The organism is Pseudomonas sediminis, assembly GCF_002741105.1.
GTDB classification, from domain to species: Bacteria; Pseudomonadota; Gammaproteobacteria; order Pseudomonadales; family Pseudomonadaceae; genus Aquipseudomonas; species Aquipseudomonas sediminis.
On record NZ_NIQU01000003.1, the window covers coordinates 409,376 to 436,009 of the forward strand.

Sequence of the window (26,634 nt, forward strand, 5' to 3'; positions counted from 1 at the left end):
CGAATAAACCGGACGGCCCTGAGAACAGGGCCGCCGTGGAGGAGACTGGCTTTTAGATTTCCAGCAGCAGGCGAGCCGGGTCTTCAAGCAAGTTCTTGATGGTTACCAGGAAGGTCACGGCTTCCTTACCATCGATCAGGCGGTGGTCGTAAGACAGCGCCAGGTACATCATCGGACGGATCACCACCTGGCCGTTGATGGCCATCGGGCGCTGAACGATATTGTGCATACCCAGGATCGCAGCCTGCGGCGGGTTGACGATCGGGGTCGACATCATCGAACCAAAGGTACCACCGTTGGTGATGGTGAAGGTGCCGCCAGTCATTTCTTCGATCGACAGCTTGCCGTCTTTGGCTTTCTTGCCGAAGGTGGCGATGCCGCTCTCGATTTCAGCCAGGCTCATTTGCTCGGCGTTACGCAATACCGGCACCACCAGGCCACGGTCGCTGGACACTGCAACACCGATGTCGGCGTAGCCGTGATAAACGATGTCGTTGCCGTCGATCGAGGCGTTGACTGCCGGGAAACGCTTCAGCGCTTCGGTAGCTGCCTTTACGAAGAACGACATGAAGCCCAGACGCACGCCGTTGTGGGATTTCTCGAACAGGTCCTTGTACTTCGAACGCAGGGCCATGACTTCGGTCATGTCCACTTCGTTGAAGGTGGTCAGCATGGCCATGGTGGACTGGGCTTCGACCAGACGCTCGGCGATCTTGGCGCGCAGACGGGTCATCGGCACACGCTTCTCGGTGCGGTCGCCAGTGGCGACTACAGCAGCGGCAGCAGCCGGGGCAGCGGCGGGCTTGGCAGCGGCAGCCGGGGCGTTCTTCTTGGCTTCGACGGCAGCGACCACGTCTTCCTTGGTCACACGGCCACCCTTACCGGTGCCGGCAATGCTGTTCGGGTCGATACCGTTCTCTTCGGCCAGCTTGCGTGCGGCCGGCGAGAGGATGGCGTCGTCACTAGCAGCGGCAGCCGGAGCAGCAGCCTGGGCCGGAGCAGCGGCAGCGGCAGCGGCCGGTGCGGCAGCCGGAGCGGCGGCGGCAGCGCCACCTTCGGTCAGCTTGCCCAGCAGCTCGTTGGAGAGAACGGTATCGCCTTCGTTCTTGATGATTTCAGCCAGGACACCATCGGCCTCAGCCAGTACTTCGATCACGACCTTGTCGGTTTCGATGTCGACGATCAGCTCATCGCGCTTGACCGCTTCGCCCGGCTTCTTGTGCCAGGTGGCCACGGTGCCGTCGGCAACCGATTCCGGGAAGGTTGGGGCTTTGATCTCGATAGCCATTGTATGCGTTTCCTTAAATTCGGTTTACCGGCAGGTGGCACTCGCCACCTGCCGGATGAAGGCGTTAAACAGTAAAGGCGTCCTGCAGCAGTTTTTCCTGCTGCTCGGCGTGCATCGACGCATAACCACAAGCTGGCGCAGCCGAGGCATCACGACCGGCGTACTCCAGGAGCAGCGACTTCTTGTGTGCAGTAGCGACGCGACGCATGTGGTGCTGGCTGCAGTACCAAGCGCCCTGGTTCATCGGCTCTTCCTGACACCAGACGATGTGCTTGAGGTTCTTATACGGCGCCAGTGCTTCGGCCAGATCGTCTTCCGGGAACGGATAGAGCTGCTCGAGACGCACGATAGCGATGTCTTCGCGGCCCTCGGCACGACGCTTCTCCAGCAGGTCGTAGTAGACCTTGCCGCTGCACAGGACCAGACGCTCGACCTTTTTCGGGTCCAGCGAATCGATCTCGCCGATCACGGTCTGGAACGAGCCTTCGGCCAGATCTTCCAGAGTCGAGATGGCCAGCTTGTGGCGCAGCAGCGACTTCGGCGTCAGCACCACCAGCGGCTTGCGCAGCGGACGGATCACCTGGCGACGCAGCATGTGGTAGACCTGCGCTGGGGTGGTCGGTACGCAGACCTGCATGTTGTGCTCGGCGCACAATTGCAGGTAACGCTCCAGACGCGCCGAGCTGTGCTCAGGCCCCTGCCCTTCATAACCGTGCGGCAGCAGAACGGTCAGACCGCACAGACGGCCCCACTTGGTCTCGCCACTGGAAATGAACTGGTCGAATACCACCTGGGCACCGTTGGCGAAGTCGCCGAACTGGGCTTCCCAGATCACCAGCGCACTCGGCGTGGTGGTGGCATAGCCGTATTCGAAAGCCAGCACCGCTTCCTCGGAGAGGTAGGAGTCGTACAGTTCGAACTTCGGCTGGCCGTCGTACAGGTTCTTCAGCGGAACGTAGGTCGCCGCATCCTTCTGGTTGTGCAGCACCGCGTGACGGTGCGAGAAGGTACCGCGGCCGATGTCCTGACCGGTCATGCGGATCGGGTGACCTTCAACCAGCAGCGTGGCGTAGGCCATGGTTTCGGCGAAGCCCCAGTTGATCGGCAAGCCGCCCGCACCCATCTTCTGACGGTCTTCGAGGATCTTCGCCACCTGACGCTGAACCAGGAAACCTTCCGGGATTTCCAGCAGCTTGGCGGACAAGTCCTGCAGGGTCTTCAGATCGAAACGGGTGTCATGACGCGCGGTCCAGGCATGGCCCAGGTAAGGACGCCAGTCGACGAACAGCTCCTTGTTCGGCTCCTTGACCAGGCTCTTGACCACGTGCTGGCCGTTGTCCAGTGCCGTGCGGTACTCGTCGATCTTGGCCTGCACGTCGTCGCTGGTCTGTGCGCCGGCCGCAATCAGGGCATCAGCGTACAGTTCACGGGTGGTGCGCTGCTTGGCGATCTGCTGGTACATCAGCGGCTGGGTGCCATTTGGCTCGTCGGCCTCGTTGTGGCCGCGGCGACGGTAGCAGACCAGGTCGATGACCACGTCACGCTTGTACTGCATGCGGTAGTCGACAGCCAACTGGGTCACGAACAGCACAGCTTCCGGATCATCACCATTCACATGGAAGATCGGCGCCTGGATCATCTTGGCCACGTCGGTCGCGTACTCGGTGGAGCGTGCGTCCAACGGGTTGCTGATGGTGAAGCCGACCTGGTTGTTGATCACGATGTGGATGGTGCCGCCAGTCTTGTAGCCGCGGGTCTGCGACATCTGGAAGGTTTCCATGACCACACCCTGACCGGCGAAAGCCGCGTCACCGTGGATGGAAATCGGCAGTACCTTGTCGCCAGTGGCGTCACTGCGACGATCCTGACGAGCACGCACCGAACCCTCGACCACCGGAGAAACGATCTCCAGGTGCGAAGGGTTGAACGCCAGCGCCAGGTGCACTTCGCCACCAGCGGTCATGACGTTGGAGGAAAAGCCCTGGTGGTACTTCACGTCACCGGACGACAGACCCTCGGTCTTCTTGCCTTCGAACTCGTCGAACAGGTCGCGCGGGTTCTTGCCGAAGGTGTTGACCAGGACGTTCAGACGGCCGCGGTGGGCCATACCGATGACCACTTCCTTGGTGCCGTAGGAGCCGGAACGCTGGATGATTTCGTCCAGCAGCGGGATCAGGCTTTCGCCACCCTCCAGACCGAAACGCTTGGTGCCCGGGTACTTGGTGCCCAGGTACTTTTCCAGACCTTCGGCAGCGGTGACGCGCTCGAGCACATGCGCCTGCACTTCGGCGGAAAACTGCGGACGACCGCGCACGCTTTCCAGGCGCTGGGCGAACCAGTTGCGCTGACCGGAGTCGACGATGTGGGTGAACTCGGCACCGATGGTGCGACAATATGTCTGCTGCAGCGCATCGCGAATTTCGCGTAGCGTTGCCTCTTCCTTGCCGATGTACAGCTCGCCAGTGCGGAATGTGGTGTCCAGATCCGCGTCGGTCAGGCCGTAGTGATTGATCGACAGGTCAGACGGCGCAGTGCGCACCCACAGACCCAGAGGGTCAAGCTGGGCGGCCTGATGGCCACGCATGCGGTAGGCCTGGATCAAGCGCAGCACTTCCACCTGCTTCTTTTCGTGCTCGCTGCTGACGGCCCCGGCGGAAACCGGCTGGGCACGACGCGAATTCTTGGCGAGCAGGACGAAATGATCGCGAATGGTCGAATGCGATACGTCCGTTGCAGCGCTGCCGTCGGTCGGCAACTTCTGGAAGTAAGTGCGCCACTCTTCTGGCACAGCGTTGGGATCGTGCAGGTAGAGCTCGTAGAGCTCTTCCACGTAGGCAGCGTTGCCACCGGATAGGTGGGCACTGTCCCACATGCGCTGCATCACGCTTTCTTGCATGCTTGGTCACCCTCGGTAAGGGGACACCACCGGCGTGAATACCGCATAGCCTTAATCAAAGTCATGATGCTGCGACTCGGATGAAGCCACTTGGGTTCCCGCAGATAGTCCGGGTACCAGCCCGGATGCCCCTGCTGGTCGTCATATTTTTCGAGTATGAGCCGCGGCTTTGTGGGCTGCAGCTCTGGCTTTACTGCGAGGCCGACCTAAGCCGGACTCGCAGGTGTTACAGGTATAGCAACTTGCGAATCAGGTACCGCTCTGCAGCAGCATGTTACGCACGTGACCGATCGCCTTGGTCGGGTTCAGACCCTTGGGGCAGACGTTCACGCAGTTCATGATGCCGCGGCAGCGGAACACACTGAACGGATCGTCCAGCGAGGCCAGACGCTCGGCGGTCTTGGTGTCACGGCTGTCGGCCAGGAAACGATAGGCCTGCAGCAGTGCAGCGGGACCGAGGAACTTGTCCGGGTTCCACCAGAACGACGGGCAGCTGGTCGAGCAGCATGCGCACAGAATGCACTCGTACAGACCGTCGAGCTTCTCGCGCTCTTCCGGAGTCTGCAGGCGCTCGATGGCCGGAGCCGGCGTATCGTTCTGCAGGAACGGCTGCACCTTCTCGTACTGCTTGTAGAAGATGCTCATATCGACGACCAGGTCACGAATGACCGGCAGGCCCGGCAACGGACGAATCACCAGCTTGCCGCCCTTGAGGCCGGCAGCGGAGATCGGCGTAATGCACGCGAGGCCGTTCTTGCCGTTGATGTTCATGCCGTCGGAGCCACATACACCTTCACGGCAGGAACGACGGTAGGAGAAGCCCTCGTCCTGTTCCTTGATCAGCGCCAGCACGTCGAGGACCATGATGTCCTTGCCGCCGGTGTCGACCTGGAAGTCCTGCATGAACGGAGCAGCGTCCTTCTCCGGGTTGTAGCGATAAACACTGACTTGCAACATATCAGTCACCCTTAATAAGTCCGAACCTTGGGTTCAAATGCCGGAACGGTCTTCGGCGCGAAGTTCACGTCACGCTTGGCTACGCGCTTCTCGCCCGGGAAGTAGAGCGAATGGCACAGCCAGTTCTGATCGTCGCGCTCCTCGAAGTCTTCACGAGCGTGGGCGCCACGGGACTCTTTACGAGCCTCGGCCGCGACCGCGGTCGCTTCAGCAACTTCGAGCAGGTTTTGCAGTTCCAGCGCTTCGATACGCGCAGTGTTGAACGCCTGGCTCTTGTCCGCGATTTTGACTTTCGCGATGCGCTCACGCAGGTCGGCCAGTTGTTGGATGCCCTTCTGCATGTATTCGCCAGTACGGAATACACCGAAGTAGTTTTGCATGCACTGTTGCAGCTCTTTACGCAGCGGGGCGACGTCTTCGCCAGTGCTGCGCTCGTTGACGCCAGCCAGACGCGACAGCGACTGTTCGATGTCGGTTTCGCTGGCACCACGGACTTCCACGCCTTCTTTCAGCGCTTTTTCCAGGTGCAGGCCAGCGGCGCGGCCGAATACCACCAGGTCGAGCAGCGAGTTGCCGCCCAGACGGTTGGCACCGTGCACCGACACGCACGCCACTTCACCTACAGCGAACAGACCTTCGATGATCTTGTCGTTGCCGTTGGCGTCCTGAGTGATTGCCTGACCATGAATGTTGGTCGGCACGCCGCCCATCATGTAGTGGCAGGTCGGGATGACCGGTACCGGAGCGACGACTGGGTCGACGTGGGCGAAGGTCTTGGACAGTTCGCAGATACCCGGCAGGCGGCTGTGCAGCACTTCCTCGCCCAGGTGATCCAGCTTCAGCAGTACGTGGTCCTTGTCCGGGCCACAGCCGTTGCCGGCGATGACTTCCTTGACCATGGAACGGGCAACGACGTCGCGACCAGCCAGGTCTTTGGCGTTCGGCGCATAACGCTCCATGAAGCGCTCGCCATGGGCGTTGATCAGGTAACCACCTTCACCACGGCAGCCTTCGGTAACCAGTACACCAGCGCCGGCGATACCGGTCGGGTGGAACTGCCACATTTCGATGTCCTGCACCGGCACGCCGGCACGCAGGGCCATGCCCACGCCGTCACCGGTGTTGATCAGGGCGTTGGTGGTGGAGGCGTAGATACGGCCAGCACCACCAGTGGCCAGAACCACGGCCTTGGAGCGAATGTAGACGGTTTCGCCAGTTTCGATGCAGATGGCGATGACGCCGACGATGGCGCCGTCCTGGTTCTTCACCAGATCGACTGCGTACCACTCGTTGAGGAACGAGGTGCCGGCTTTCAGGTTGGCCTGGTACAGGGTGTGCAGCAGGGCGTGACCGGTACGGTCAGCAGCGGCGCAGGTACGAGCAGCCTGAGTCGGGTTATCCGGGCCCTTGGACTGACCACCGAACGGACGCTGATAGATGCGGCCCTGCTCGGTACGGGAGAACGGCAACCCCATGTGCTCGAGCTCGAACACCGCTTCCGGGCCGACGGAGCACATGTATTCGATAGCGTCCTGGTCACCGATGTAGTCGGAACCCTTGACGGTATCGTACATGTGCCAGCGCCAATCATCGTTCGGGTCGGCCGAAGCGATGGCACAGGTGATGCCACCCTGAGCGGAAACGGTGTGCGAACGAGTCGGGAACACCTTGGTGACCACGGCAGTCTTGTGACCGCCCTGAGCCAGTTGCAGCGCGGCACGCATGCCAGCGCCGCCGCCACCAACGATGATGGCGTCATAGGAAAGAGTACGGATGCTAGCCATGAATCAGAAACCCCACAGAATCTGCACGCCCCAGACGAACATCGTGAACATGGCGATGCCACACACGGCCTGGAACAGGAAACGCACACCAGTCGCCCACTTGCCCAGCGCCATCGGCGTCAGGTAGTCGGTGGAAATAGTCCACATGCCGACCCAGGCGTGCACGCTCAGTGCAACGAGGGCCAGCAGGCTGAAGATGCGCATTGCGGTATGCGAGAACAGGCCATGCCATTCGGCGTAGCCCATACCGGGATTACAGATCACATAGCCCAGCAGAAACAGCGTGTAAGCCGCGAGAACGACCGCAGAAACGCGCTGAGCCATCCAGTCATAGAGGCCCGAACGCGAGAAATTCGTGACATTAGTTACCATATCCACACCCCCAGCAGCACGATCACTACCGCCGCCACTACGACGACGATTTTCGAGCCCAGCTTGCCGCCTTCCAGCGTCTCACCGATGCCCATGTCCATGATCAAGTGGCGTACACCGGCCACCAGGTGGTACAGCAGAGCGGACAACAGACCCCAGATCACGAACTTGGCCAGCGGGCTGGTCAGGCATTCTTTCACCTGGGCGAAGCCCTCTTCGGAGGTCAGCGACTTGTCGAGGCCAAACAGCAGAATGGCGATACCGACAAAGAGGATGACACCGGAGATACGGTGAAGAATGGACGTGTAAGCGGTGATCGGAAGCTTGATAGTCCGAAGGTCTAGGTTTACAGGTCGTTGGCTATTCACGGCTTTTTTATCACACTGAGAGCCCCTAACGATCAGGGCAAAGTTGTTGGGAAGTGCACTGGCAAGGTACCCATCACCCAATGAGTGACAACCGCCATGACACGGCCCTAAAGCCTGTGGCGGTCGGCCGCAGAGTATAGACAGTTAGCAGACTAATGACAATGCAATGCCCTACCCCAAAAAGCGCATTGCAGCCTTTAAACAAATGGCGTAAATAGCGCCCTTTTTTCGCTGAAAATACCGTTCAAACCCTTCTACTGCCTGGGTTCTCGCAAATTGACTTTCGGATTTATCCCACTATAGTGGTGCGGGCCCTGCGTGGGGGGCTGTCTGATGATTTCAAGCATAACTAGGAGGCCACATATGGCTGACAAAAAAGCGCAGTTGATCATCGAGGGCAATGCCCCCGTCGAACTGCCCGTTCTGACCGGCACTGTTGGTCCCGATGTAATCGATGTGCGGAGCCTGACCGCCACGGGTCGGTTCACATTTGATCCTGGTTTCATGTCGACCGCCTCTTGCGAGTCGAAGATCACCTATATCGACGGCGACCAAGGGATCCTGCTGCACCGCGGCTACCCCATCGAGCAGCTCGCCGAGCAATCCGACTACCTGGAAACCTGCTACCTGCTGCTCAATGGCGAACTGCCGAGCAAGGAAGAAAAGGCCCAGTTCGTCAGCACCATCAAGAACCACACCATGGTTCATGAGCAACTGAAGACCTTCTTCAACGGCTTCCGCCGCGATGCCCACCCGATGGCCATCATGTGCGGCGTAGTTGGCGCCCTGTCCGCCTTCTATCACGACTCGCTGGACATCAATAACCCGCAGCACCGCGAAGTGTCGGCCATGCGCCTGGTGGCCAAGATGCCGACCATTGCCGCCATGACCTACAAGTACTCCATGGGCCAACCCATGATGTACCCGCGCAATGACCTGAATTACGCGGAAAACTTCCTGCACATGATGTTCAACACCCCGTGCGAGATCAAACCGATCAGCCCGGTGCTGGCCAAGGCGATGGACAAGATCTTCATCCTCCACGCTGACCATGAGCAGAACGCCTCCACCTCCACCGTACGGCTGGCTGGCTCCTCGGGCGCCAACCCGTTCGCCTGTATCGCAGCAGGTATCGCTGCGCTGTGGGGCCCGGCACACGGCGGCGCCAACGAAGCCGTACTGGCAATGCTCGACGAGATCGGTGACGTTTCCAACATCGACAAGTTCATCGCCAAGGCCAAGGACAAGAACGACCCGTTCAAGCTGATGGGCTTCGGTCATCGCGTTTACAAGAACCGCGACCCGCGCGCCACCGTGATGAAGCAGACCTGCGACGAAGTACTCGGCGAACTGGGCATCACCAATGACCCGCAGCTGGAACTGGCCATGCGCCTGGAAGAGATCGCCCTGACCGATCCGTACTTCAAAGAGCGCAACCTGTACCCGAACGTGGACTTCTACTCGGGCATCATCCTCAAGGCCATCGGCATTCCGACCTCGATGTTCACCGTTATCTTCGCCCTGGCACGTACCGTGGGCTGGATCTCGCACTGGAAGGAAATGCTTTCGGGTCCGTACAAGATTGGCCGTCCGCGCCAGCTGTACACCGGTTACGAGCAGCGTGATCTGCCGGCTAACCGCGACTGATAGCGCCGCGAAACGAAAAAGGCTGCCAATGGCAGCCTTTTTTATTGCCCGGAGCGGGCCTGGCTCAGCGTCCTTCCACCTTCGCCCGCAAGCCCTGCAGCGTTTGCAGCGGCGCATCGACGACGAAACTGTTGGCCAGCCAGGAGGGCACGCTGCCGCCCGGTTCAGTGTGCACCTCGTAGGTCACTTCCACCTCGCCCTGACCCAGCGGTTTGAGATGCCACTCGCCATCGATACGCTGCACCCGCACGAAGTCATTTTCCTCCGGCAAGCGCTCCGGCACCGCCTTGAGCAGGCGCGTGACGCCGCCATCTGCACCGGTGCGTGTGGTCACCTGAATCACCGAATCACGCGCCTTCACCGGCCAGGGCATTTCGAAACGGGTGTACAGCTCGCTCACGTCGCCCTTACTCTCGAGCAGTCGCTGCTGCTGGCAACTGAAGATCCAGGAGCAGGAGCCGGCGACATCCTCCTGCGCGGCTTGTACGGCAGCCAGGTCGCCCTTGATCGTCACCACGCCACGATAGGCCTTGTACTTCGACCCAGGCACATCGGCCAGATAAACGCTGACACCGTCTTCCTCGCGCTCCAACTGCCACTGCCTTTCGGCAGCTTGGGCAGCGGTCGCGCACAACAGCATGGCCAGAACGGAAAAACGCATCATTTCGAGCAACTCCCGGAAGGACTGTTTGCGTTTCGACCCGCACGGGCCGCAAGCGGTTCAAATCGTCAGGCCGTCGCCTGCTCCAGCCAGCCCAGCATCCGAATGGCACTCTCGCGGTCATCCGCACACAACTGTTCTTCTGCCTTGAAACCTCCGCACACAGCAGGTCTCTCCGGGCGACCGAAGATGGCGCAGAGAAACTCGGCATCAAGATGAATACAGCGCACGCCGGCCGGCTTGCCATCGGGCATACCTGGAATCGGAGAACTGATGGAAGGCGCGATGCAGCAGGCACCGCAACCAGCACGACACTCCATGAAACGACCTCGACTACAAACGAACGGCGGCGATCCTAACAGGCCGCTGAAAAACTACCTACGTTGCCATTGCTGCGTTAAAAACAGGCTCGTGCGCGAGTCCGATCAAAATGCTCATTTACAACTCGTAAACTGCGCTTTTCGCCTGTTTTTGCGGGGCCGCCATCGGTATTGCACTGGCTGCCTCGCCTACGTTTTTCAACGGCCTGCTAATGAGGCACGCGCTTGCCGTCGAGGCCTTTCACGATCAGCGGTTACGCTGCAGGCGGGCCAGCAGGCTGGAGGTATCCCAGCGCCCACCACCCATTGATTGAACATCGGCATAGAACTGATCGACCAGCGCCGTCACCGGCAGCTGTGCGCCGTTGCGACGCGACTCTTCGAGCACAATCGACAGGTCCTTGCGCATCCAGTCGACCGCGAAGCCGAAGTCGAACTCGCCCGCCAGCATGGTCTTGTAGCGGTTTTCCATCTGCCAGGACTGCGCCGCGCCCTTGCTGATCACATCGACCACCGCATGACCATCCAGCCCTGCACGCTGAGCGAAGTTCAGCGCTTCTGCCAACCCCTGAACCAGACCAGCGATGCAGATCTGATTGACCATCTTGCTCAACTGGCCGCTACCGGCCGGCCCCATCAGGCGCATCATTCGCGCGTAGCTCTGGATGACCGGCTCGGCTACAGCATAGGTTTCGGCCTCACCACCGACCATCACGGTCAGCACGCCATTGACCGCTCCCGCCTGACCGCCAGACACCGGCGCATCTAGAAAGCCGAGGCCACGCTCGACCGCGATGGCTGCCAACTCACGCGCGACATCAGCAGAAGCCGTGGTGTGGTCGACCAGGATCGCGCCCGGCGCCATGCCAGCGAATGCGCCCTGCTCGCCGAGCACCACGCTGCGCAGGTCGTCATCATTGCCGACACAACACATCACCAGTTCGGCACCTGCCACCGCCTCACGCGGGGTCGGCGCACTGCTGCCGGCATACTCGCCCATCCACTGCTCGGCCTTGCCCGGCGAGCGGTTGTAGACAGTCACCTGATGACCGTTGCGGGCCAGATGCCCAGCCATCGGATAGCCCATGACGCCCAAACCGAGAAACGCGACCTTTGCCATAGTGACCTCCTGCAGATATAGGCGCCAGAGCCTAACACGACGTTTGCCCTGGCCGAAAAGGCCTTCCATACTGCCTGCGGTACCGCTCAGCACAGGGGCTTGAACTTGGTCCTGATACCAGGAACCTTTTCCATGCAGTGAGGCCGAAGCGCAACAGATCGCAGACAGGTTCTAAGGAGCGCCCATGGGGCATTGGCTAGTCATCGACCTGGAGGCCACCACCGACGAAGGCGGTTGGGCGATGGAAGAAATGGAAATCATCGAAATCGGAGCCAGCCTGGTCGGAGCAGACGGTCATGAGCGCGATCACTTTCAACGCTTCATCAGGCCACAGCGCCGCCCCTGCCTGACCGATTTCTGCCGCGAACTCACCCATATCACCCAGGCCGAGATCGACAGCGCCGCTACCCTGCCCCAGGTCTGGGCTCAGTTCGAGCGCTGGCTGACCCAGCATGCGCCACGCCTGGTCGGCTGGAGCAGCTGGGGTGATTACGACCGCCGCCAGCTGGAGCAGGAATGGCGTCAACATCAGGTGCACAGTCTGCTGACCGAGGTGCCGCACCTCAACCTCAAACAGGCTTTCGCCAAGGCGCGCCAATTGCAGCGCCCGGTTGGTCTGCACAGTGCACTGCAACTGGCTGGCATGCAGTTTCAAGGGCAACAGCACCGCGCCCTCGAAGATGCGCGTAACACCGCCCGCCTGCTGCCACTGGTATTGCCCCTTAAAGACTGATGACGAAGAAAAGGCGCTTGGGCATACTGGCGACCCTTTTATGGCCTGCCATGCATGGCGGTCACCCTTCGGGCCGTCGTCACACGACGTTAAACATGGCTCCCAGCAACTTTTTCAACCCCTTCCGAGGAATCGCAGATGTTCAAGGTCAACGAATACTTCGACGGCACCGTCAAATCCATCGGTTTCACCATGGCTGAAGGCCCTGCCACCATCGGCGTAATGGCCCCGGGCGAATACGAATTCGGCACCAGCCAGCTGGAAGTCATGCACGTGGTTGCCGGCGCTCTGACCGTCAAGCTGCCAGGCAGCGACAGCTGGAACACCTTCGAAGCCGGCAGCAAGTTCACCGTCGAGGCCAACAGCAAGTTCCAGCTCAAGGTAGCCGTAGACACCGCCTACCTCTGCGAATACCGCTAAGCCACAGGCCTCATGAAAAACCGGCCCTCGCGGCCGGTTTTTTCTTTCATGCTCACCAGCAGGACATACCCATGCCACGCAGCGCACTTCTCGTCCCCATTGCCTTGCTCGTGGTGGCCATGGTCTCGATCCAGAGCGGCGCCTCGCTGGCCAAGAACCTGTTCCCGCTGGTCGGTGCCGAAGGCACCACGGCGCTGCGCCTGGTGCTCGGCGCGATCATCCTGTCGCTGGTGATGCAACCGTGGCGTGCACGTCTGGACCTGCGCAAGTGCCACGCCCTGCTGGCTTACGGCCTGGCGCTGGGCGGCATGAACCTGATGTTCTACATGTCGCTACAGAGCATTCCGCTGGGCATCGCCGTGGCCCTGGAGTTCACCGGGCCGCTGGCCCTGGCGCTGTTTTCTTCGCGCCGCCTGCTGGATTTCGTCTGGGTGATCCTGGCCGTCGTCGGGTTATGGATGCTTTTGCCCACCGGCGCCACGCAACACGCCATCGATCCGCTCGGCGCAGCCCTGGCACTCGGCGCGGGTGTTTGCTGGTCGCTGTACATCATCTTCGGACAGAAAGCCGGCGCCCAGCATGGCCGCCACACAGTTGCCCTGGGCACCTGGGTCGCCGCTCTCCTGGTACTGCCCATCGGAGTCTGGCATGCCGGCAGTGACCTGCTGAGCCTTGACCTGCTGCCCATCGCCCTGGGTGTCGCGGTGCTGTCCTCGGCCCTGCCCTACAGCCTGGAGATGGTCGCCCTTACGCGCCTACCAGCGCGCACCTTCAGCGTACTGATGAGCCTGGAGCCGGCAGTCGCGGCAATGTGCGGCCTGGCCTTTCTCGGCGAGAAGCTGCTCTGGGGCCAGTGGCTGGCCGTCGGCGCGATCATCGTCGCCTCGGCCGGGGCGGCCGCCACTATCAAGCCAAAAAGTTAAGTACCGAACTGCAACTCGGCCAGCCGCGCATAGAGCGGGCTGCTTTCGATCAACTCGGCATGGCTGCCGATGGCAGCCAAACGGCCCTGCTCGATCACTGCGATGCGATCCGCTTGCTTTACCGTGGCCAGACGGTGAGCGATCACCAGCGTGGTACGCCCGGCCATCAGCGATGGCAGCGCCTGCTGAATCAGGTGTTCACTCTCGGCATCCAGCGCACTGGTGGCCTCGTCGAGCAGCAGGATCGGCGCATCGGCCAGCAAGGCACGAGCAATGGCCAGACGTTGACGCTGGCCGCCGGAAAGCCCAAGCCCGGCCTCACCGAGATGGGTCTGGTAGCCCTGCGGCAAACGCTGGATGAACTCATGGGCGTGTGCCGCTCGCGCGGCCGCCTCCACTTCGGCCTGACTGGCATCCAGGCGGCCGTAGCGAATGTTGTCTTCGACCGAGCCGAAGAACAGCGCGGGATTCTGTGACACCAGAGCGAAACAGGCGCGCAGCTCGCGCGGCTCGAGCTGATCGATAGGCACACCGTCGATGAGGATGCGCCCGCCCTGCGGGTCGAAAAAACGCAGCAGCAGGTCGAACAGCGTCGACTTGCCAGCACCGGACGGCCCCACCAGCGCCAGGGTTTCACCTGCCGCCACCTGCAAATCGATGCCATCGACGGCATAGCTGTCCGAGCGCGACGGATAGGCGAAACGCACGCCCTGCAACTCGATACGTCCCTGCACCGGCTGCGGCAGATGCTGCGGCTGTTCTGGCGCCACGATGGCGTTACTGGCGCGCAATAGCTCGCCGATACGCTCGGCGGCGCCTGCGGCGCGCTGCAACTCACCGATCACCTCGCTCAGGGTGCCGAAGGACGAGCCGACGATCAGGCTGTAGAACACGAAAGCCGCCAGCTCACCACCGGAAATACGCCCGGCGATCACGTCCATGCCGCCGACCCAGAGCATCACCCCCACCGCACCGAGTACCAGCACGATGACCACGGTGATCAGCCAGGAACGCTGGGCGATGCGCTTGCGCGCCACATCGAAAGCGGCCTCGGCCGACTCACCGAAGCGTCGCTTGTCCTCGTTCTGATGGTTGTAGGCCTGCACGGTCTTGATCTGCCCCAGCGTCTCGCCGACGTAGCTGCCGACATCCGCCACGCGGTCCTGGCTCTGCCGCGACAGCGCGCGCACACGGCGGCCGAACAGCAGGATCGGCGCCACCACCAGCGGCAGGGCCAGCAGGACGATACCGCTGAGCTTGGGATTGGTCACCACCAGCAGCACGCTGCCACCGATCAACATGATCAGGTTACGCAGCGCCATCGACAGCGACGAGCCGATCACCGATTGCAGCAAGGTGGTGTCGGCGGTCAGCCGCGACTGGATCTCCGAGCTGCGATTGCTCTCGTAGAAGCCTGGATGCAACTCGATCAGGTGATCGAACACCCGCCGGCGGATGTCCGCGACCACCCGCTCGCCGATCCACGACACCAGATAGAAACGCGTGTAGGTACCGAAGGCCAACGCCAGTACCAGCACGAAAAACAGCAGCAGGGAGTGCCGCAGCGCTGCCGGCGATTGCGTGGCCAGGCCCTGGTCCACAAGCAGCTTGATGCCCTGGCCCATTGACAGGGTGATCGCCGCCGTGAACATCAGCGCCAGCAGCGCGCCCACCACTCGGCCGCGATAAGGCGCGATGAAGCGCCAGGCCAGACGCATGGCGCCACGCTGGCGAGAAGAAAGCATCGAGGTCATGACAGGTCTCAGGAGTCAGCAGCCGAGGGCGCTTCAGCCAGCCAGGCCACTGCACACAAGGCTAGCGCAGCCAGATTGGTCGAAAGCGGATTGAACGCCTGAATCAACAGATGGGGGCTCAGCAGCGCAACATCAAGCAGCAGCATCAGCAATACCGCGCCCGCGACCAACAAGGGCCAACGATGGCGACGCACCGTGAGCAGCAGGACACCCAGGAAAATCTCGGCCACGCCGCCAATGATCGCGATCACTTGTGGCGCGAACAACGGATGGTCTGGCAAGTGATGGGCCCCGATCATCGCCACCTCATCAGGACTGAGCCAGAGAATCTTCGGTGCCAGCCCATGCCAGATGAACACCAACGCCAAGGCCAGCCGAGCGAGCCAGGCAATCTGCGCCAGACGCGCCTCAGTCATGCAGGAAGCGCTCGGCATGGTCGGCGCTGGGCAAAAGGCAGACCTCATGCCGACCGAACAGACGGTAGCGATTCAGCGCGATGCGGTCATAACACCAATCGCGCAACGGGCGCGGAACCAGGCGCAGCCAGGCGAGCGCACGCCAGGGCTGGGGCAGGCGAGCAAGAATGCGCAGCAGCGCGTTCGAGCGTACATGCAGCCCCGCCTCATCGATCAGCGCCATGGTGTCGAAACGGTCCGTCGGCAGCCCATACCAGGTCAACAATGCCTGGCCTTGCGCCGATTGCACCGAAGCCAGACGAAATTGGCGCTGGCGGTCATGCCGAATGAGGAACTTCGCCCAGCCATTGCAGAGCTTGCAGACCCCGTCGAACAGGACCACGCGCTCGCCTGCAGCAGGGCCGGGCGGTAGCGTTTGCCTGCTCATTGAGCCGCGCTCGCCTGCTGCGCCAGCGGGCGGTAATGGCCGGTGATGCGGTAGGCGAACAGAATGTCCTCCTCCTGCGTGCCCCGGCCGATGTTGTGCAGCACTAGCGGTGTGCCTGTTGCAGCCTGACGATCACTGACGATGCCGATATGGGTAAGGCCACGCCCCAGATCCCAGGTAACGATATCGCCGGCACGGTAGGCCGAAGCATCATCCTCGACCGCAAGCGCCCAGCCCTGACGCTTGAACCAGGTCATCAGGTTGGGCACGCGGCGGTGATCGATGTTGCTGTCCGGGCGACTCAGCCCCCAGTTCTTAGGATAGGCGGCGAAGTTGCCGCGCATGTCGCGATGCACCGCCTCCTGGAGATCCAGCCCCTGCTGACGCAGCGCGCGGATCACCACGTCAGTGCAGACGCCGGTGACCATCGGTACGTCGCCGCCCGGATAGCTCAGCGTGCGGTAGGCCGGGTCATAACCCAAGGTCACGCCAACCTGCGTACGCGCATCGAGCACCAGCTTGTCAGCCTCTATGGCTTGCGCGCCAAACGCCAGCGACCAAGCCAACAGTAGAACCAGCATGCGCATTTCGATCTCCTATCGACTCAAGGGGTAAAGCAACTCTTCCTTGTACCCCGCCCAGACCCGCACGGCATCGGGGAAGGCATCATCCAGCGCCACGTCACCACTGTCGACCAGCAGCGGCCGGCCCTCCAGCGTCGCCAGCTTGCGCTTGGTGGCCACCACACGCAGGCGCTCCAAGCCGATGGCGCGCAGCACACGCGGGCTGATCTGCTGATTGCCACGGCCGACAATATGGCCCTGACCGCCGATTGCGGTCACCAGCAGGTAAGTCGGGTGCCCGTCGACCAGGTCGAACAGCTCGGTTTCGTTGACGTCACGCGCAATCACCTGCCCCGCTTCGATCACATCGACGCCCAGCAAGGTGGTTTCCAGCCCCAGGTTCTGCGCCAGGCCGTGCAGGGTCGAGCCTGGGCCGAACACGTAGCGCGCGTCTGGCTCCCACTCCGCCTCCAGCCAGGCGGCGAGATCGGCCAGCACCAACTCTTCGGACTCCACGCCACCCTGCTTGACTGCCTGCACGTAACCGCCCTCCTGCGGCACGCACAGTTCGCCATACCAGCGTGCGGTGACACGGCCTTCACGCAGGGCGCTCTCATCGATATCACGCACTTCGCCGCTGGCCAATCGCACCAGGCCGCCGTCTACCAGGCGCGCCGTCAGTTCGCCCGCGGCTCGCGGGCTGATGGCATAGACGCCGGACTGGATCTTCACCCCTGCAGGAATGCCCAACACCGGCTGCCCGTCCCTGACAGCGGCGCAAACATCGCGCGCGGTACCGTCGCCACCGGCGAAGAGAATAAACGCAACACCGGCGTCCTGCAGTTGCCGCACCGCACGCTGGGTATCTTCGGCGGTGGTCGCACCTTCGCTCAACTCACCCAGCAAACGATGTTCGAAGCCCATCTGCGCCAAAAGATCGCCACCCATGGCGCCGGGGTAGCTGACGAACTCAATGCGCTCTTGCAGGGTCAACAACTGCTCAAGCGCAGTGCGCGTACGTTGTGCAGCTTTTGGCTCGACACCCAGAGCCAGCGCCTGCTCGGCCATGCCGTCGCTGCCCTTGAACGCTGCCGGGCCACCCAGGCCGGCCAGCGGGTTGATGATCAGACCAATATGAAAACGCGACATGAGTTCCTCGTTCCACACAGGCTGGCACGCAGCCTGCAATACGATTTTTGCACTGTGTTTTGTGACGGAGTTCCGCCGTCTTGGAATCTGTTTAAAGTATTTCGAGCTAGAGCCAGGCAAGGCGAAATCGGGCGAGCAAGCGAGTTTACGAGTAGTAAATGAGCTTTCTGAGCCCGATTTCAACGCAGCATGGCCGACGTGCAACAGACTTCGAGCAGGTTCCTAATTGTCACCGCGCCTTCATCTGGATGTCCCAGACTGGCGCACACCACTGATGAGGAGACAGGCCATGAGCTTGCAAGACAACGCCGCCCAATGTCCCGCCACCGCGCAACAGCAGGAACCGGTGGGCGGTTTTATCATCGACGGCCAAGGCCGCGAAGTGCCCATTACCGAAGACATGATCCAAGAGGCCTGTGACGCCCTGGAAGAAAGTCGCCAGCGCGTCAGCCAGCAGGCGTGAATCCGCTGCGCTGGGCTCTCAACGTGCCCAGCGCGCATACCTTACTCGCTCGGCACCAGTTTCAACGACAGTGAGTTGATGCAGTAGCGCAACCCGGTCGGGCGTGGGCCATCGGGGAACACATGCCCCAGGTGCGCGTCGCATTTGGCGCATTTGACTTCGATGCGATGCATGCCATGGCTGTAATCGTCGAGGCTGGCGATCACCTCGTCATTGATCGGCTGAAAATAGCTCGGCCAACCGCTGCCCGAGTCGTATTTCGCGTCCGAGTCGAACAGCGCCTCGCCACAGCAGGCGCAGTGGTAGATGCCAGGGGTTTTGCTGTCGTGATAAGCGCCGGTGAACGGCCGCTCAGTGCCGCCCAGTCGGCAGACATGAAACTGCTCATCGGTCAGCTCTTCGCGCCAGCTATCCAGGGGTTTGTCGACTTTATCCACGAACGGAGTTCCTCCTCGGTAATGGGCGATACGCGGCGTTACAGGCTGCGCCAGCGCCTGGTGGCAACCGCTGCCAAAGCGAGCGGTGTGCGACTGCTCGGTCACTGTGCACCCTGTGGCAGGCCAGAAAAAAGCCGGGCGGATACCTTTGCCGCGCTCAGGGCGCCACGTATGATTCGACCCCAGTCTGTCACCCGCGTTACAGGCTGCCAAGATTCCCCGTCGAGAGAATTTTGCAGCGTATTTGCGTGGGCTCTCCTTAGCTCGGGATTCCTTACATGCAGGTCAGCAAATCGAACAAGCTCGCCAACGTCTGCTACGACATTCGTGGGCCGGTGCTCAAGCACGCCAAGCGTCTGGAAGAGGAAGGCCATCGCATCCTCAAGCTGAACATCGGCAACCCGGCGCCGTTCGGTTTCGAGGCACCGGAAGAAATCCTTCAGGACGTCATCCGCAACCTGCCCACCGCTCAAGGCTACAGCGACTCCAAAGGCCTATTCAGCGCTCGCAAGGCGGTGATGCAGTATTACCAGCAGAAGCAGGTCGAAGGCGTCGGCATCGAAGACATCTACCTCGGCAACGGCGTGTCCGAGCTGATCGTCATGGCCATGCAGGCGCTGCTCAACAACGGTGACGAGGTACTCATCCCGGCACCCGACTACCCGCTGTGGACCGCCGCCGTGGCGCTGTCCGGCGGCAAGCCGGTGCACTACCTGTGCGACGAGCAGGCCGGCTGGTTCCCGGACATCGCCGACATGCGCGCCAAGATCACGCCCAATACCAAGGCCCTGGTGCTGATCAACCCGAACAACCCCACCGGCGCGGTGTATTCGAAGGAAGTGCTGCTGGATATCGTCGAACTGGCACGCCAGCACAACCTGGTGATCTTCTCCGACGAGATCTACGACAAGATCCTCTACGACGAGGCCGTGCACATCAGCACCGCCTCGCTGGCCCCGGACGTTCTCTGCCTGACCTTCAACGGCCTGTCCAAGAGCTACCGCGTGGCCGGTTTCCGCTCTGGCTGGGTGGCCATCTCCGGGCCCAAACACAGGGCGCAGAGCTACATCGAAGGCCTGGATATCCTGGCCAACATGCGCCTGTGCGCCAACGTGCCAAGCCAGCATGCGATCCAGACCGCACTCGGTGGCTACCAGAGCATCAACGACCTGGTACTGCCCAACGGCCGCCTGCTGGAGCAGCGCAACCGTACCTGGGAGCTGCTCAACGACATCCCCGGGGTGAGCTGCGTCAAACCAATGGGCGCGCTGTACGCCTTCCCGAAGATCGACCCGAAGGTCTGCCCGATCCACAATGACGAGAAGTTCGTCCTCGACCTGCTGCTTTCCGAGAAGCTGCTGATCGTCCAGGGCACCGCTTTCAACTGGCCGTGGCCGGATCACTTCCGCGTGGTCACCCTGCCCCGCGTCGACGATCTGGAGCAGGCCATCGGCCGTATCGGCAACTTCCTCAAGGGATACAGCCAGTAAGCCGACATGGACCTGCAGATAGACGACTTCTACAAGGACGCCGCCAGCGGCCTGCTCATGCTCTACCAGGCCTTCCCGCGCAAGATGGCGCTGTACGTGGAAGACCTGATAGGGCGCGAGGAGCCGGACGAATTCGGCCTGCCGAGCAAGCGTCACCAGGCCTGCCTGGGTGCACTGTTGTGGCTGGCCGAAGAAGGCTATCTGCGTTTCGAGTCGACCATCGCCTATGACGCACTGGATCAGGCCGTGTTGACCGAGAAGGGTTTTCTGCGCCTGTCGCGCGCGATTCCCCATGCCCTGCGCGAAGGTGAAGTGTTGCCGCCGAGCGTGCGCCGCGTCCATGCCACACTAGCCTTTCAGCTGCGCGAGGCCCTGGCCCAGCAGCACGGTGAGCGCACTGCCCGCCTCACTCGCCTGCTGTTCGAGAGCACGTTACACGGCCAAGAGACATAGTTTGAAATAGTCGCTGGTTGAAAGCCCCAGGGGGGCGCCCTTATATAGCCGGCATTACTCGTACGTCTTTCCCCGTGAGGAGTCCGTTCACACCATGATGCGCATTATGTTGTTCCTGGCCACCAACCTGGCGGTTCTGGTTATCGCCAGCATCACCCTCAAACTGCTGGGGGTCGATCGGTTCACCGGCCAGAACCATGGCAGCCTGCTGATCTTCTGCGCCGTGTTCGGTTTCGCCGGTTCGCTGGTCTCGCTGTTCCTGTCCAAGTGGATGGCGAAGATGAGCACCGGCACGCAGATCATCACCCAGCCGCGCACCCGTCACGAACAGTGGCTGCTGCAGACCGTCGAGGAGCTGTCCCGTGAAGCCGGCATCAAGATGCCGGAAGTCGGTATCTTCCCGGCCTACGAGTCCAACGCCTTCGCCACCGGCTGGAACAAGAACGACGCGCTGGTCGCCGTCAGCCAGGGTCTGCTCGAGCGCTTCTCGCCTGATGAAGTGCGCGCGGTGCTGGCCCACGAGATCGGCCACGTGGCCAACGGCGACATGGTCACCTTGGCACTGATCCAGGGCGTGGTGAACACCTTCGTGATGTTCTTCGCGCGCATCTTCGGTAACTTCGTCGACAAGGCGATCCTGAAGAATGAAGACGGCCACGGTATCGGCTACTTCGTCGCGACCATCTTCGCCGAGCTGGTGCTGGGTATCCTGGCCAGCATCATCGTCATGTGGTTCTCGCGCAAACGTGAGTACAAGGCTGATGAAGCCGGCGCCCGCCTGGCCGGTACCGGCGCCATGATCGCCGCGCTGCAGCGTCTGCGCGCCGAGCAAGGCGTTCCGGTGCAGATGCCCGACAGCCTGACTGCCTTCGGCATCAACGGCGGCCTGAAGAACGGCCTGGCCGGTCTGCTGATGAGCCACCCGCCGCTGGAGGATCGCATCGAGGCGCTGCGCCGCCGCGGCTGATCGAAACCGCAAAACAAAAGGCGACCTCAGGGTCGCCTTTTTCATTGCTCGCTGCTTTAACGGCGCGCCAGGTGAAACACCACTTCCTCCACCGCCTCGAGCTGATTCTCGACAAACCGCGGGTTGCCGCTCAGCACATCCTTGCGCTCCAGCTCATGCGGCACCCAACCTGGCGTGAAGCGCTGCTCGACCTCGGCGTCCTCGACCGAGAACGGCGGGCCATCCATGCGTTGCTGGTCGTACACCAGGGTCACCAGCAGGCCCTGACAGGCCGGCGGCAGAATCGCCTGCAGGTGAGCGGCGTAGCGCTCGCGCATCTCCGGCGGCAGCGCGATCAGCGCCGCGCGGTCATAGAACGCTTGGCACCCGGCAACGTCGTCACGGCTCAGGGCGAAAAAGTCGCCGCAGAGAATACGTAGCTTGCCGGCCTGATAGATCTTGAACGCTCCCTGCTGCGAGATCTGTGGCTGTACATCACGTTCGGCGAAAAAATCCTCCACGGCGCGCTCGGCCAGTTCGACACCAATCACGGTGTGGCCCTGTTCCGCCAGCCAGGCCAGGTCTAGGCTCTTGCCACACAGCGGCACCAGCACCGCCGCCTGTTCGGCGAGCCCAAGCCGAGCCCAGTGCCGGCGCAGGTAACCGTTGACCTTCTCCTGATGAAAGCCGATTTGGCTGCGCGCCCAACGCTCCTGCCAGAACGCCTCGTGCATGAGTGAAACCTCCACAAATTCGATAGGAATGCTCAACTATTTATGCTGGAAGTCGATAGGTCCAGCAACGAAGATGGCGACATCCTACTTCAGGAGCTGATCGTCATGCTGCCCTCACTGTTCATATCCCACGGTTCGCCCATGCTGGCCCTGGACCCAGGTGCCAGCGGCCCCGCACTGGCCAGGCTGGCCGCCGAGCTGCCCAGGCCCAAGGCGATCGTGGTGGTGTCGGCGCACTGGGAAAGCGAGCAACTGCTGCTGACGGCGGGCGAGCATCCGCAGACCTGGCACGATTTCGGCGGCTTTCCGGCGCCCTTGTACGCTGTGCAGTATCCTGCTCCCGGCGCACCAGAACTGGCCAAGGAGATCGCGGAGCAATTGAATCACGCGGGCCTGCCGGCAGCGCTCGATGCCCGGCGCCCATTCGATCATGGCGCCTGGGTTCCGTTGTCGCTGATGTATCCGCAAGCCGATATCCCCGTGGTGCAGCTTTCGCTACCCAGCCGCCTTGGCCCCGAGCAGCAGACGCGTGTGGGTCGTGCACTGAGCAGCCTGCGTGAACAAGGCATATTACTTATCGGCTCCGGCAGCATCACCCACAACCTCGGCGAGCTCGATTGGCGCGCCGGCCCCGACGTCATCACGCCCTGGGCCAAGGAGTTTCGCGACTGGGTGGTGGAAAAGCTCGAAGCGAACGACGAAGAGGCCTTGCACCACTACCGCCGGCAGGCACCCAACGCCGTACGTAACCATCCCAGCGAAGAACACCTGCTACCGCTGTTCTTCGCTCGTGGCGCAGGCGAAGCCTTTTCCGTGATTCACGCAGGCTTCACCTACGGCGCACTGGGTATGGACATCTATCGCTTCGACTAGTCGCTGCTTTTCACGCTGTCCCAGGCGATCTGCGCCAGCAGCTCACGGCATTCACCCAGCTCGCTCTGGGTGCGGCCGGCCAGCCAGTTCCGCGCCAGGTCATGCGTCGGGCCTATCACCACCGAGGCAAAACAGTCATCCGGCAGCGCCTTGAACAGCCCCTGCAGGCGGTACTCGGCGAGCGCCGTGAGAATCTGCGCGAAATGCTGACGATTGGCTTCGCGCAGGGCTTCGCCCATCTCCCCCGCTTCGACCCGACTGCGGCTGTGCAGGATGAAGCGCGCCCAATCCGGATTGGCCACCACCCAGTCGATGTAGCTGGTCACCAGCAACTTGACGCAAGCCTCGGCGCTGGTCGTGCTGGCAAATCCGCGCTGCAGCAGGTCGGCGTACTGCGCGGTACCGGCCATATAGAGCGCGGCGATGATCCGCTCCTTGTTACCGAAGTGGTGATACAGACTGCCGATGCTCGCGCCAGAGCGGTCACGAATCATCTCGATGGTGGTGACATCGACGCCGTGCTCGGTAAAGCACGCCAGTGCAGCCTGCAGAATCTCATCTTTGCGTGATGGACGAGCCATACCGCTCCTTATGACTAGAATATTTTTCTAGAATAACTTTCTAATCCTCGTATACTGCTCCGGCGCGCGCTCATCTTCAATCGCAAACACTCAGGAGAAAGTCATGAGTCAGATGTTGCAGATGTTCCAGCAGGTCGGTGCTACCCAGTTCAGCACGATGATCGGTCAGGTCGCCCCCTACTTCGCCAGCATCGCCCCGCAAATGGTCGAGCTGCGTCCAGGCTATGCCGAGGTCCGCTTCGCCAAACGCCGCGAAGTACTGAATCATATAGGCACCGTGCACGCTATCGCGCTGTGCAATGCTGCCGAGCTTGCCGCCGGCAGCATGACCGACGCCTCCATTCCCGCTGGTTGCCGCTGGATTCCCAAGGGCATGACAGTGGAATACCTGGCAAAGGCCGATGGCGACATCCGCACGGTAGCCGATGGCAGCGAGGTGAACTGGGGGCAGACCGGAGACGTCAAGGTGCCAGTAATGGCCTACGTCGGTGAAAAGCCGGTGTTTCGCGCCGAGATCACCATGTACGTCAGCCAGGCCTGAAATGCAGAGGCCCGTCATCGACGGGCCTCGCTCAGACATTCAGTCGAGTCGCACCAGAATACGGCCGACCATGCCGCCAGTCAGGATCCGCTCGATGGACGCCGGCAACTCCGCCAGGCCAATTTCCTGGCACAGCGGCGAGAGATCGAGCTTCCACTGCAGCGAGAGCTTGTCCCACATCGATGCCTTGACCACCAGTGGCAGCTCCACCGAATCCACCCCCAGCAGGTTGACCCCGCGCAAGATGAACGGCAGGACGCAGGCCTGGAAGCCGACGCCAGCGGTCAGCCCGCAGCAGGCCACGCTGCCGCTGTGGCGCAGCGACTTGACCACATTGAACAGAATGTCGCCACCCACGGTATCGACCGCGCCCGCCCAGCGCTCCTTGAGCATCGGTCGCTCGCTGCCTTGCTGCAGCTCCTCGCGACTGACGATCTCGTCGGCGCCCAGACCACGCAGAAAATCCGCCTGCTCGGCCTTGCCGGTAGCCGCGGCTACGCGATAACCGAGCTGCTTGAGCAGCACGACCGCGATACTGCCAACCCCGCCGGTAGCGCCAGTGACCAGCACCGTACCGGACTCCGGAGTGACGCCAGCCTGCTCCAGCTTGTCCACGCACAGCGCGGCGGTCAGGCCGGCGGTGCCGAGGATCATCGCCTCGCGCAGCGGCAGCCCCTGCGGGCGCTTGATCGCCCAGGCGGCCGGTACACGAATGTACTGACCGAAGCCGCCGGCCGTGTTCATGCCTAGGTCGTAGCCGGTGACGATCACCTCGTCACCCACGGCGAATTCGGCAGCGCTGGAAGCCTCAACCACACCCGCCGCGTCGATACCGGGCGTATGCGGGTAAGCCTTGGTCACACCACGATTGCCGCTGGCAGACAGCGCGTCCTTGTAGTTGAGCGAGGAATAGCGCACGCGGATCAACAACTCGCCCTGCGGCAACTGCTCGACGTTGCGCTGGACTACTTCACGCTGGAAACCGCCATCGGCGCCTTCGCTGACCAGCAAGGCCTTGAACTCGGTCATCATCCTCTCCTCTTGTCGTGGTTCGCTGCTGCGCGACGCGAGTCGGCCGTGCAGCCCATCATGAACGAAGCGTTACCAGAAGCGTTGCTGATTGAGCCGGCTCAACCAGGTCAGGACGAAGCGATCTGCCGCCATGCTGGCCGCAAGCCCGACACGCTCCTGCAGGCTCTTTTTCTGAGCGAAATGCAAATGGAACAGTTCAGCCTCGGCGGCGCGTTCGGCCAGGTACTGGTCGCTGGTCTTCAGTTCATCCACCAGCAGGCGCTCCTGCGCGGCCATACCCAGCCAGACTTCACCGGTGGCGATGGCGTCGATATCCAGCTGCGGGCGATAACGACCGACAAAGCCTTTGAACAGCTCGTGAGTGGTTTCCAGATCTTCCTGGAATTTCTCCCGGCCCTTTTCAGTGTTCTCACCAAATACTGTCAGCGTGCGCTTGTACTCGCCGGCGGTCAGCACTTCAAAGTCGATCTCGTGCTTCTTCAGCAGACGATGCACATTGGGCAACTGCGCCACCACGCCAATGGAGCCGAGAATGGCAAAAGGCGCACTGAGAATCTTCTGGCCGATGCAGGCCATCATGTAGCCGCCACTGGCTGCTACCTTGTCCACGCATACGGTCAGCGGGATGCCTGCATCGCGGATGCGCACCAGCTGCGACGAAGCCAGGCCGTAGCTGTGCACCATGCCGCCACCACTTTCCAGGCGCAGCACTACTTCGTCCTCGGCCTTGGCCATGGACAACAACGCCGTTACTTCATGGCGCAGGTTGTCGGTGGCCGATGCCTTGATATCGCCGTCGAAATCCAGCACGAACACCCGTGGCTTGCTGGGCGGCGTTTTCTTCTCCTGCTTGGCCGCCTTGGCCTCGGCCTTGCGCGTAGCCTTGAGCTGATCCTTGGACAACACGCTCTGCTCCAGGCGCTCGCGCAGATCCTTGTAGAAGTCATTGAGCTTCTGCACCTGTAGCTGGCCACTGCCACGCCGCCCCCTGCCGCGCGTGGCGGCGATCGCCACCAGCACCACGACGATGGCGACCACCAGGGTCAGGGTTTTCGCCAGAAAGCTGGCGTACTCGCTAAGAAACTCCACGGATCCCCCTCGGACAATGCAGCGGCGCCTGAGCGCACAAAGGCTCAAGCATACCGGCGCAGCGGCCTAGCGGCCAACCTCGGCAGCGTTGCTGCAATAGCCATACAAGCAATTCAAACAAGCGTATGTTTTTTCGTTGACAGCCCCTGAGCTTCCTCATACCCTCGCGAAACATTCAACGTGCCGGGACCAATACG

Annotated in this window: 29 protein-coding genes; 10 read left to right on the forward strand and 19 right to left on the reverse strand. The window is 61.8% G+C overall.

Annotation, left to right across the window (positions count from 1 at the left end):
* Positions 1-52: 52 nt before the first annotated feature.
* The 6 genes from odhB to sdhC all read right to left on the reverse strand — a co-directional run bounded on the left by odhB (position 53) and on the right by sdhC (position 7,665).
* The gene (gene odhB, locus CDO35_RS09925) at positions 53-1,288 is read right to left on the reverse strand and encodes a 2-oxoglutarate dehydrogenase complex dihydrolipoyllysine-residue succinyltransferase (protein ID WP_099524360.1); all 1,236 of its coding nucleotides are present in this window, start codon (positions 1,286-1,288) and stop codon (positions 53-55) included.
* A 64-nt stretch (positions 1,289-1,352) separates the two neighbouring features.
* Positions 1,353-4,184 (reverse strand): 2-oxoglutarate dehydrogenase E1 component, encoded by a 2,832-nt coding sequence (locus tag CDO35_RS09930; RefSeq protein ID WP_099524363.1) that lies wholly within the window; start codon positions 4,182-4,184, stop codon positions 1,353-1,355.
* Between the two features lie 249 nt (positions 4,185-4,433).
* Positions 4,434-5,141 (reverse strand): succinate dehydrogenase iron-sulfur subunit, encoded by a 708-nt coding sequence (locus CDO35_RS09935; RefSeq protein ID WP_003459986.1) that lies wholly within the window; start codon positions 5,139-5,141, stop codon positions 4,434-4,436.
* Between the two features lie 11 nt (positions 5,142-5,152).
* Complete coding sequence (sdhA, locus tag CDO35_RS09940; protein ID WP_003459985.1) at positions 5,153-6,925, reverse strand: succinate dehydrogenase flavoprotein subunit; 1,773 nt, start codon at positions 6,923-6,925, stop codon at positions 5,153-5,155.
* A 3-nt stretch (positions 6,926-6,928) separates the two neighbouring features.
* Positions 6,929-7,297 carry a succinate dehydrogenase, hydrophobic membrane anchor protein gene (sdhD, locus tag CDO35_RS09945; protein WP_037000860.1) on the reverse strand — a complete coding sequence of 123 codons (369 nt, stop codon included), beginning with the start codon at positions 7,295-7,297 and terminating at the stop codon, positions 6,929-6,931.
* Positions 7,291-7,665: a succinate dehydrogenase, cytochrome b556 subunit gene (sdhC, locus tag CDO35_RS09950; RefSeq protein ID WP_099524365.1), complete on the reverse strand. Its 375-nt coding sequence runs from the start codon at positions 7,663-7,665 to the stop codon at positions 7,291-7,293. Before sdhC ends, sdhD begins: the two co-directional genes overlap by 7 nt.
* Positions 7,666-8,028: 363 nt before the next feature.
* Here sdhC and gltA point away from each other — a divergent pair, with 363 nt between their 5' ends.
* Positions 8,029-9,312, forward strand: coding sequence for a citrate synthase (gltA, locus tag CDO35_RS09955; protein WP_037000858.1), 1,284 nt, complete (start codon positions 8,029-8,031; stop codon positions 9,310-9,312).
* 64 nt (positions 9,313-9,376) lie between these two features.
* On the opposite strand, the gene CDO35_RS09960 is transcribed toward gltA, so the two are convergent.
* The 3 genes from CDO35_RS09960 to CDO35_RS09970 all read right to left on the reverse strand — a co-directional run bounded on the left by CDO35_RS09960 (position 9,377) and on the right by CDO35_RS09970 (position 11,413).
* Positions 9,377-9,976 (reverse strand): START domain-containing protein, encoded by a 600-nt coding sequence (locus CDO35_RS09960; RefSeq protein WP_099524368.1) that lies wholly within the window; start codon positions 9,974-9,976, stop codon positions 9,377-9,379.
* A gap of 65 nt (positions 9,977-10,041) precedes the next feature.
* On the reverse strand, positions 10,042-10,293 hold the full coding sequence (locus tag CDO35_RS09965; RefSeq protein WP_099524370.1) for a YkgJ family cysteine cluster protein: 252 nt from the start codon (positions 10,291-10,293) through the stop codon (positions 10,042-10,044).
* 247 nt (positions 10,294-10,540) lie between these two features.
* On the reverse strand, positions 10,541-11,413 hold the full coding sequence (locus CDO35_RS09970; protein ID WP_099524372.1) for an NAD(P)-dependent oxidoreductase: 873 nt from the start codon (positions 11,411-11,413) through the stop codon (positions 10,541-10,543).
* Positions 11,414-11,597: 184 nt separating this feature from the next.
* Between CDO35_RS09970 and CDO35_RS09975 the strand changes: the two genes are divergently transcribed.
* The 3 genes from CDO35_RS09975 (at position 11,598) to rhtA (ending at position 13,489) form a co-directional block, all read left to right on the forward strand.
* The gene (locus CDO35_RS09975; protein ID WP_099524374.1) at positions 11,598-12,146 is read left to right on the forward strand and encodes a 3'-5' exonuclease; all 549 of its coding nucleotides are present in this window, start codon (positions 11,598-11,600) and stop codon (positions 12,144-12,146) included.
* Positions 12,147-12,284: 138 nt separating this feature from the next.
* Entirely contained in the window at positions 12,285-12,566 is a 282-nt protein-coding gene (gene ppnP / locus CDO35_RS09980; protein WP_003459961.1) for a pyrimidine/purine nucleoside phosphorylase, read from the forward strand.
* 71 nt (positions 12,567-12,637) lie between these two features.
* The gene (gene rhtA / locus CDO35_RS09985) at positions 12,638-13,489 is read left to right on the forward strand and encodes a threonine/homoserine exporter RhtA (protein ID WP_099524376.1); all 852 of its coding nucleotides are present in this window, start codon (positions 12,638-12,640) and stop codon (positions 13,487-13,489) included.
* Here rhtA and CDO35_RS09990 read toward each other — a convergent pair.
* Genes CDO35_RS09990 through CDO35_RS10010 form a run of 5 tightly spaced genes read right to left on the reverse strand, consistent with a single transcriptional unit; the run spans position 13,486 to position 17,798 of the window.
* Positions 13,486-15,243: an ABC transporter transmembrane domain-containing protein gene (locus CDO35_RS09990; RefSeq protein ID WP_099524378.1), complete on the reverse strand. Its 1,758-nt coding sequence runs from the start codon at positions 15,241-15,243 to the stop codon at positions 13,486-13,488. The genes rhtA and CDO35_RS09990 overlap by 4 nt on opposite strands.
* Before the next feature lie 8 nt (positions 15,244-15,251).
* Positions 15,252-15,659 (reverse strand): DoxX-like family protein, encoded by a 408-nt coding sequence (locus tag CDO35_RS09995; RefSeq protein WP_099524379.1) that lies wholly within the window; start codon positions 15,657-15,659, stop codon positions 15,252-15,254.
* A complete protein-coding gene (locus CDO35_RS10000) occupies positions 15,652-16,086 on the reverse strand; it encodes a thiol-disulfide oxidoreductase DCC family protein (RefSeq protein WP_099524381.1) in 435 nt (144 codons plus the stop codon). The genes CDO35_RS09995 and CDO35_RS10000 overlap by 8 nt, the downstream gene beginning before the upstream one ends.
* The gene (locus CDO35_RS10005) at positions 16,083-16,673 is read right to left on the reverse strand and encodes a DUF1287 domain-containing protein (protein WP_099524383.1); all 591 of its coding nucleotides are present in this window, start codon (positions 16,671-16,673) and stop codon (positions 16,083-16,085) included. The genes CDO35_RS10000 and CDO35_RS10005 overlap by 4 nt, the downstream gene beginning before the upstream one ends.
* A gap of 9 nt (positions 16,674-16,682) precedes the next feature.
* Entirely contained in the window at positions 16,683-17,798 is a 1,116-nt protein-coding gene (locus CDO35_RS10010; protein WP_099524386.1) for an ATP-NAD kinase family protein, read from the reverse strand.
* A 289-nt stretch (positions 17,799-18,087) separates the two neighbouring features.
* On the opposite strand from CDO35_RS10010, the gene CDO35_RS22935 reads away from it, so the two are divergent.
* The gene (locus tag CDO35_RS22935; RefSeq protein ID WP_166432395.1) at positions 18,088-18,261 is read left to right on the forward strand and encodes a PA1571 family protein; all 174 of its coding nucleotides are present in this window, start codon (positions 18,088-18,090) and stop codon (positions 18,259-18,261) included.
* A gap of 41 nt (positions 18,262-18,302) precedes the next feature.
* On the opposite strand, the gene msrB is transcribed toward CDO35_RS22935, so the two are convergent.
* Positions 18,303-18,698: a peptide-methionine (R)-S-oxide reductase MsrB gene (msrB, locus tag CDO35_RS10015; protein WP_099524388.1), complete on the reverse strand. Its 396-nt coding sequence runs from the start codon at positions 18,696-18,698 to the stop codon at positions 18,303-18,305.
* Positions 18,699-18,976: 278 nt separating this feature from the next.
* Here msrB and CDO35_RS10020 point away from each other — a divergent pair, with 278 nt between their 5' ends.
* From CDO35_RS10020 to htpX, 3 genes are all read left to right on the forward strand, one after another.
* The gene (locus tag CDO35_RS10020) at positions 18,977-20,188 is read left to right on the forward strand and encodes a pyridoxal phosphate-dependent aminotransferase (RefSeq protein WP_099524391.1); all 1,212 of its coding nucleotides are present in this window, start codon (positions 18,977-18,979) and stop codon (positions 20,186-20,188) included.
* Between the two features lie 6 nt (positions 20,189-20,194).
* Positions 20,195-20,641 carry a hypothetical protein gene (locus CDO35_RS10025; protein ID WP_099524394.1) on the forward strand — a complete coding sequence of 149 codons (447 nt, stop codon included), beginning with the start codon at positions 20,195-20,197 and terminating at the stop codon, positions 20,639-20,641.
* 94 nt (positions 20,642-20,735) lie between these two features.
* A complete protein-coding gene (htpX, locus tag CDO35_RS10030) occupies positions 20,736-21,608 on the forward strand; it encodes a protease HtpX (RefSeq protein WP_099524396.1) in 873 nt (290 codons plus the stop codon).
* Positions 21,609-21,664: 56 nt separating this feature from the next.
* On the opposite strand, the gene CDO35_RS10035 is transcribed toward htpX, so the two are convergent.
* A complete protein-coding gene (locus CDO35_RS10035) occupies positions 21,665-22,321 on the reverse strand; it encodes a thiopurine S-methyltransferase (RefSeq protein WP_099524398.1) in 657 nt (218 codons plus the stop codon).
* Between the two features lie 105 nt (positions 22,322-22,426).
* Between CDO35_RS10035 and CDO35_RS10040 the strand changes: the two genes are divergently transcribed.
* Positions 22,427-23,194, forward strand: coding sequence for a DODA-type extradiol aromatic ring-opening family dioxygenase (locus CDO35_RS10040; RefSeq protein WP_099524576.1), 768 nt, complete (start codon positions 22,427-22,429; stop codon positions 23,192-23,194).
* Here the strand turns inward: CDO35_RS10040 and CDO35_RS10045 are convergent.
* Complete coding sequence (locus CDO35_RS10045; RefSeq protein ID WP_099524400.1) at positions 23,191-23,775, reverse strand: TetR/AcrR family transcriptional regulator; 585 nt, start codon at positions 23,773-23,775, stop codon at positions 23,191-23,193. The genes CDO35_RS10040 and CDO35_RS10045 overlap by 4 nt on opposite strands.
* Before the next feature lie 103 nt (positions 23,776-23,878).
* Here CDO35_RS10045 and CDO35_RS10050 point away from each other — a divergent pair, with 103 nt between their 5' ends.
* Entirely contained in the window at positions 23,879-24,316 is a 438-nt protein-coding gene (locus tag CDO35_RS10050; protein WP_099524402.1) for a hotdog fold domain-containing protein, read from the forward strand.
* 39 nt (positions 24,317-24,355) lie between these two features.
* On the opposite strand, the gene CDO35_RS10055 is transcribed toward CDO35_RS10050, so the two are convergent.
* A complete protein-coding gene (locus tag CDO35_RS10055) occupies positions 24,356-25,345 on the reverse strand; it encodes a YhdH/YhfP family quinone oxidoreductase (protein WP_099524578.1) in 990 nt (329 codons plus the stop codon).
* 72 nt (positions 25,346-25,417) lie between these two features.
* Positions 25,418-26,437 carry a protease SohB gene (gene sohB / locus CDO35_RS10060; RefSeq protein ID WP_099524404.1) on the reverse strand — a complete coding sequence of 340 codons (1,020 nt, stop codon included), beginning with the start codon at positions 26,435-26,437 and terminating at the stop codon, positions 25,418-25,420.
* Positions 26,438-26,634: the final 197 nt, after the last annotated feature.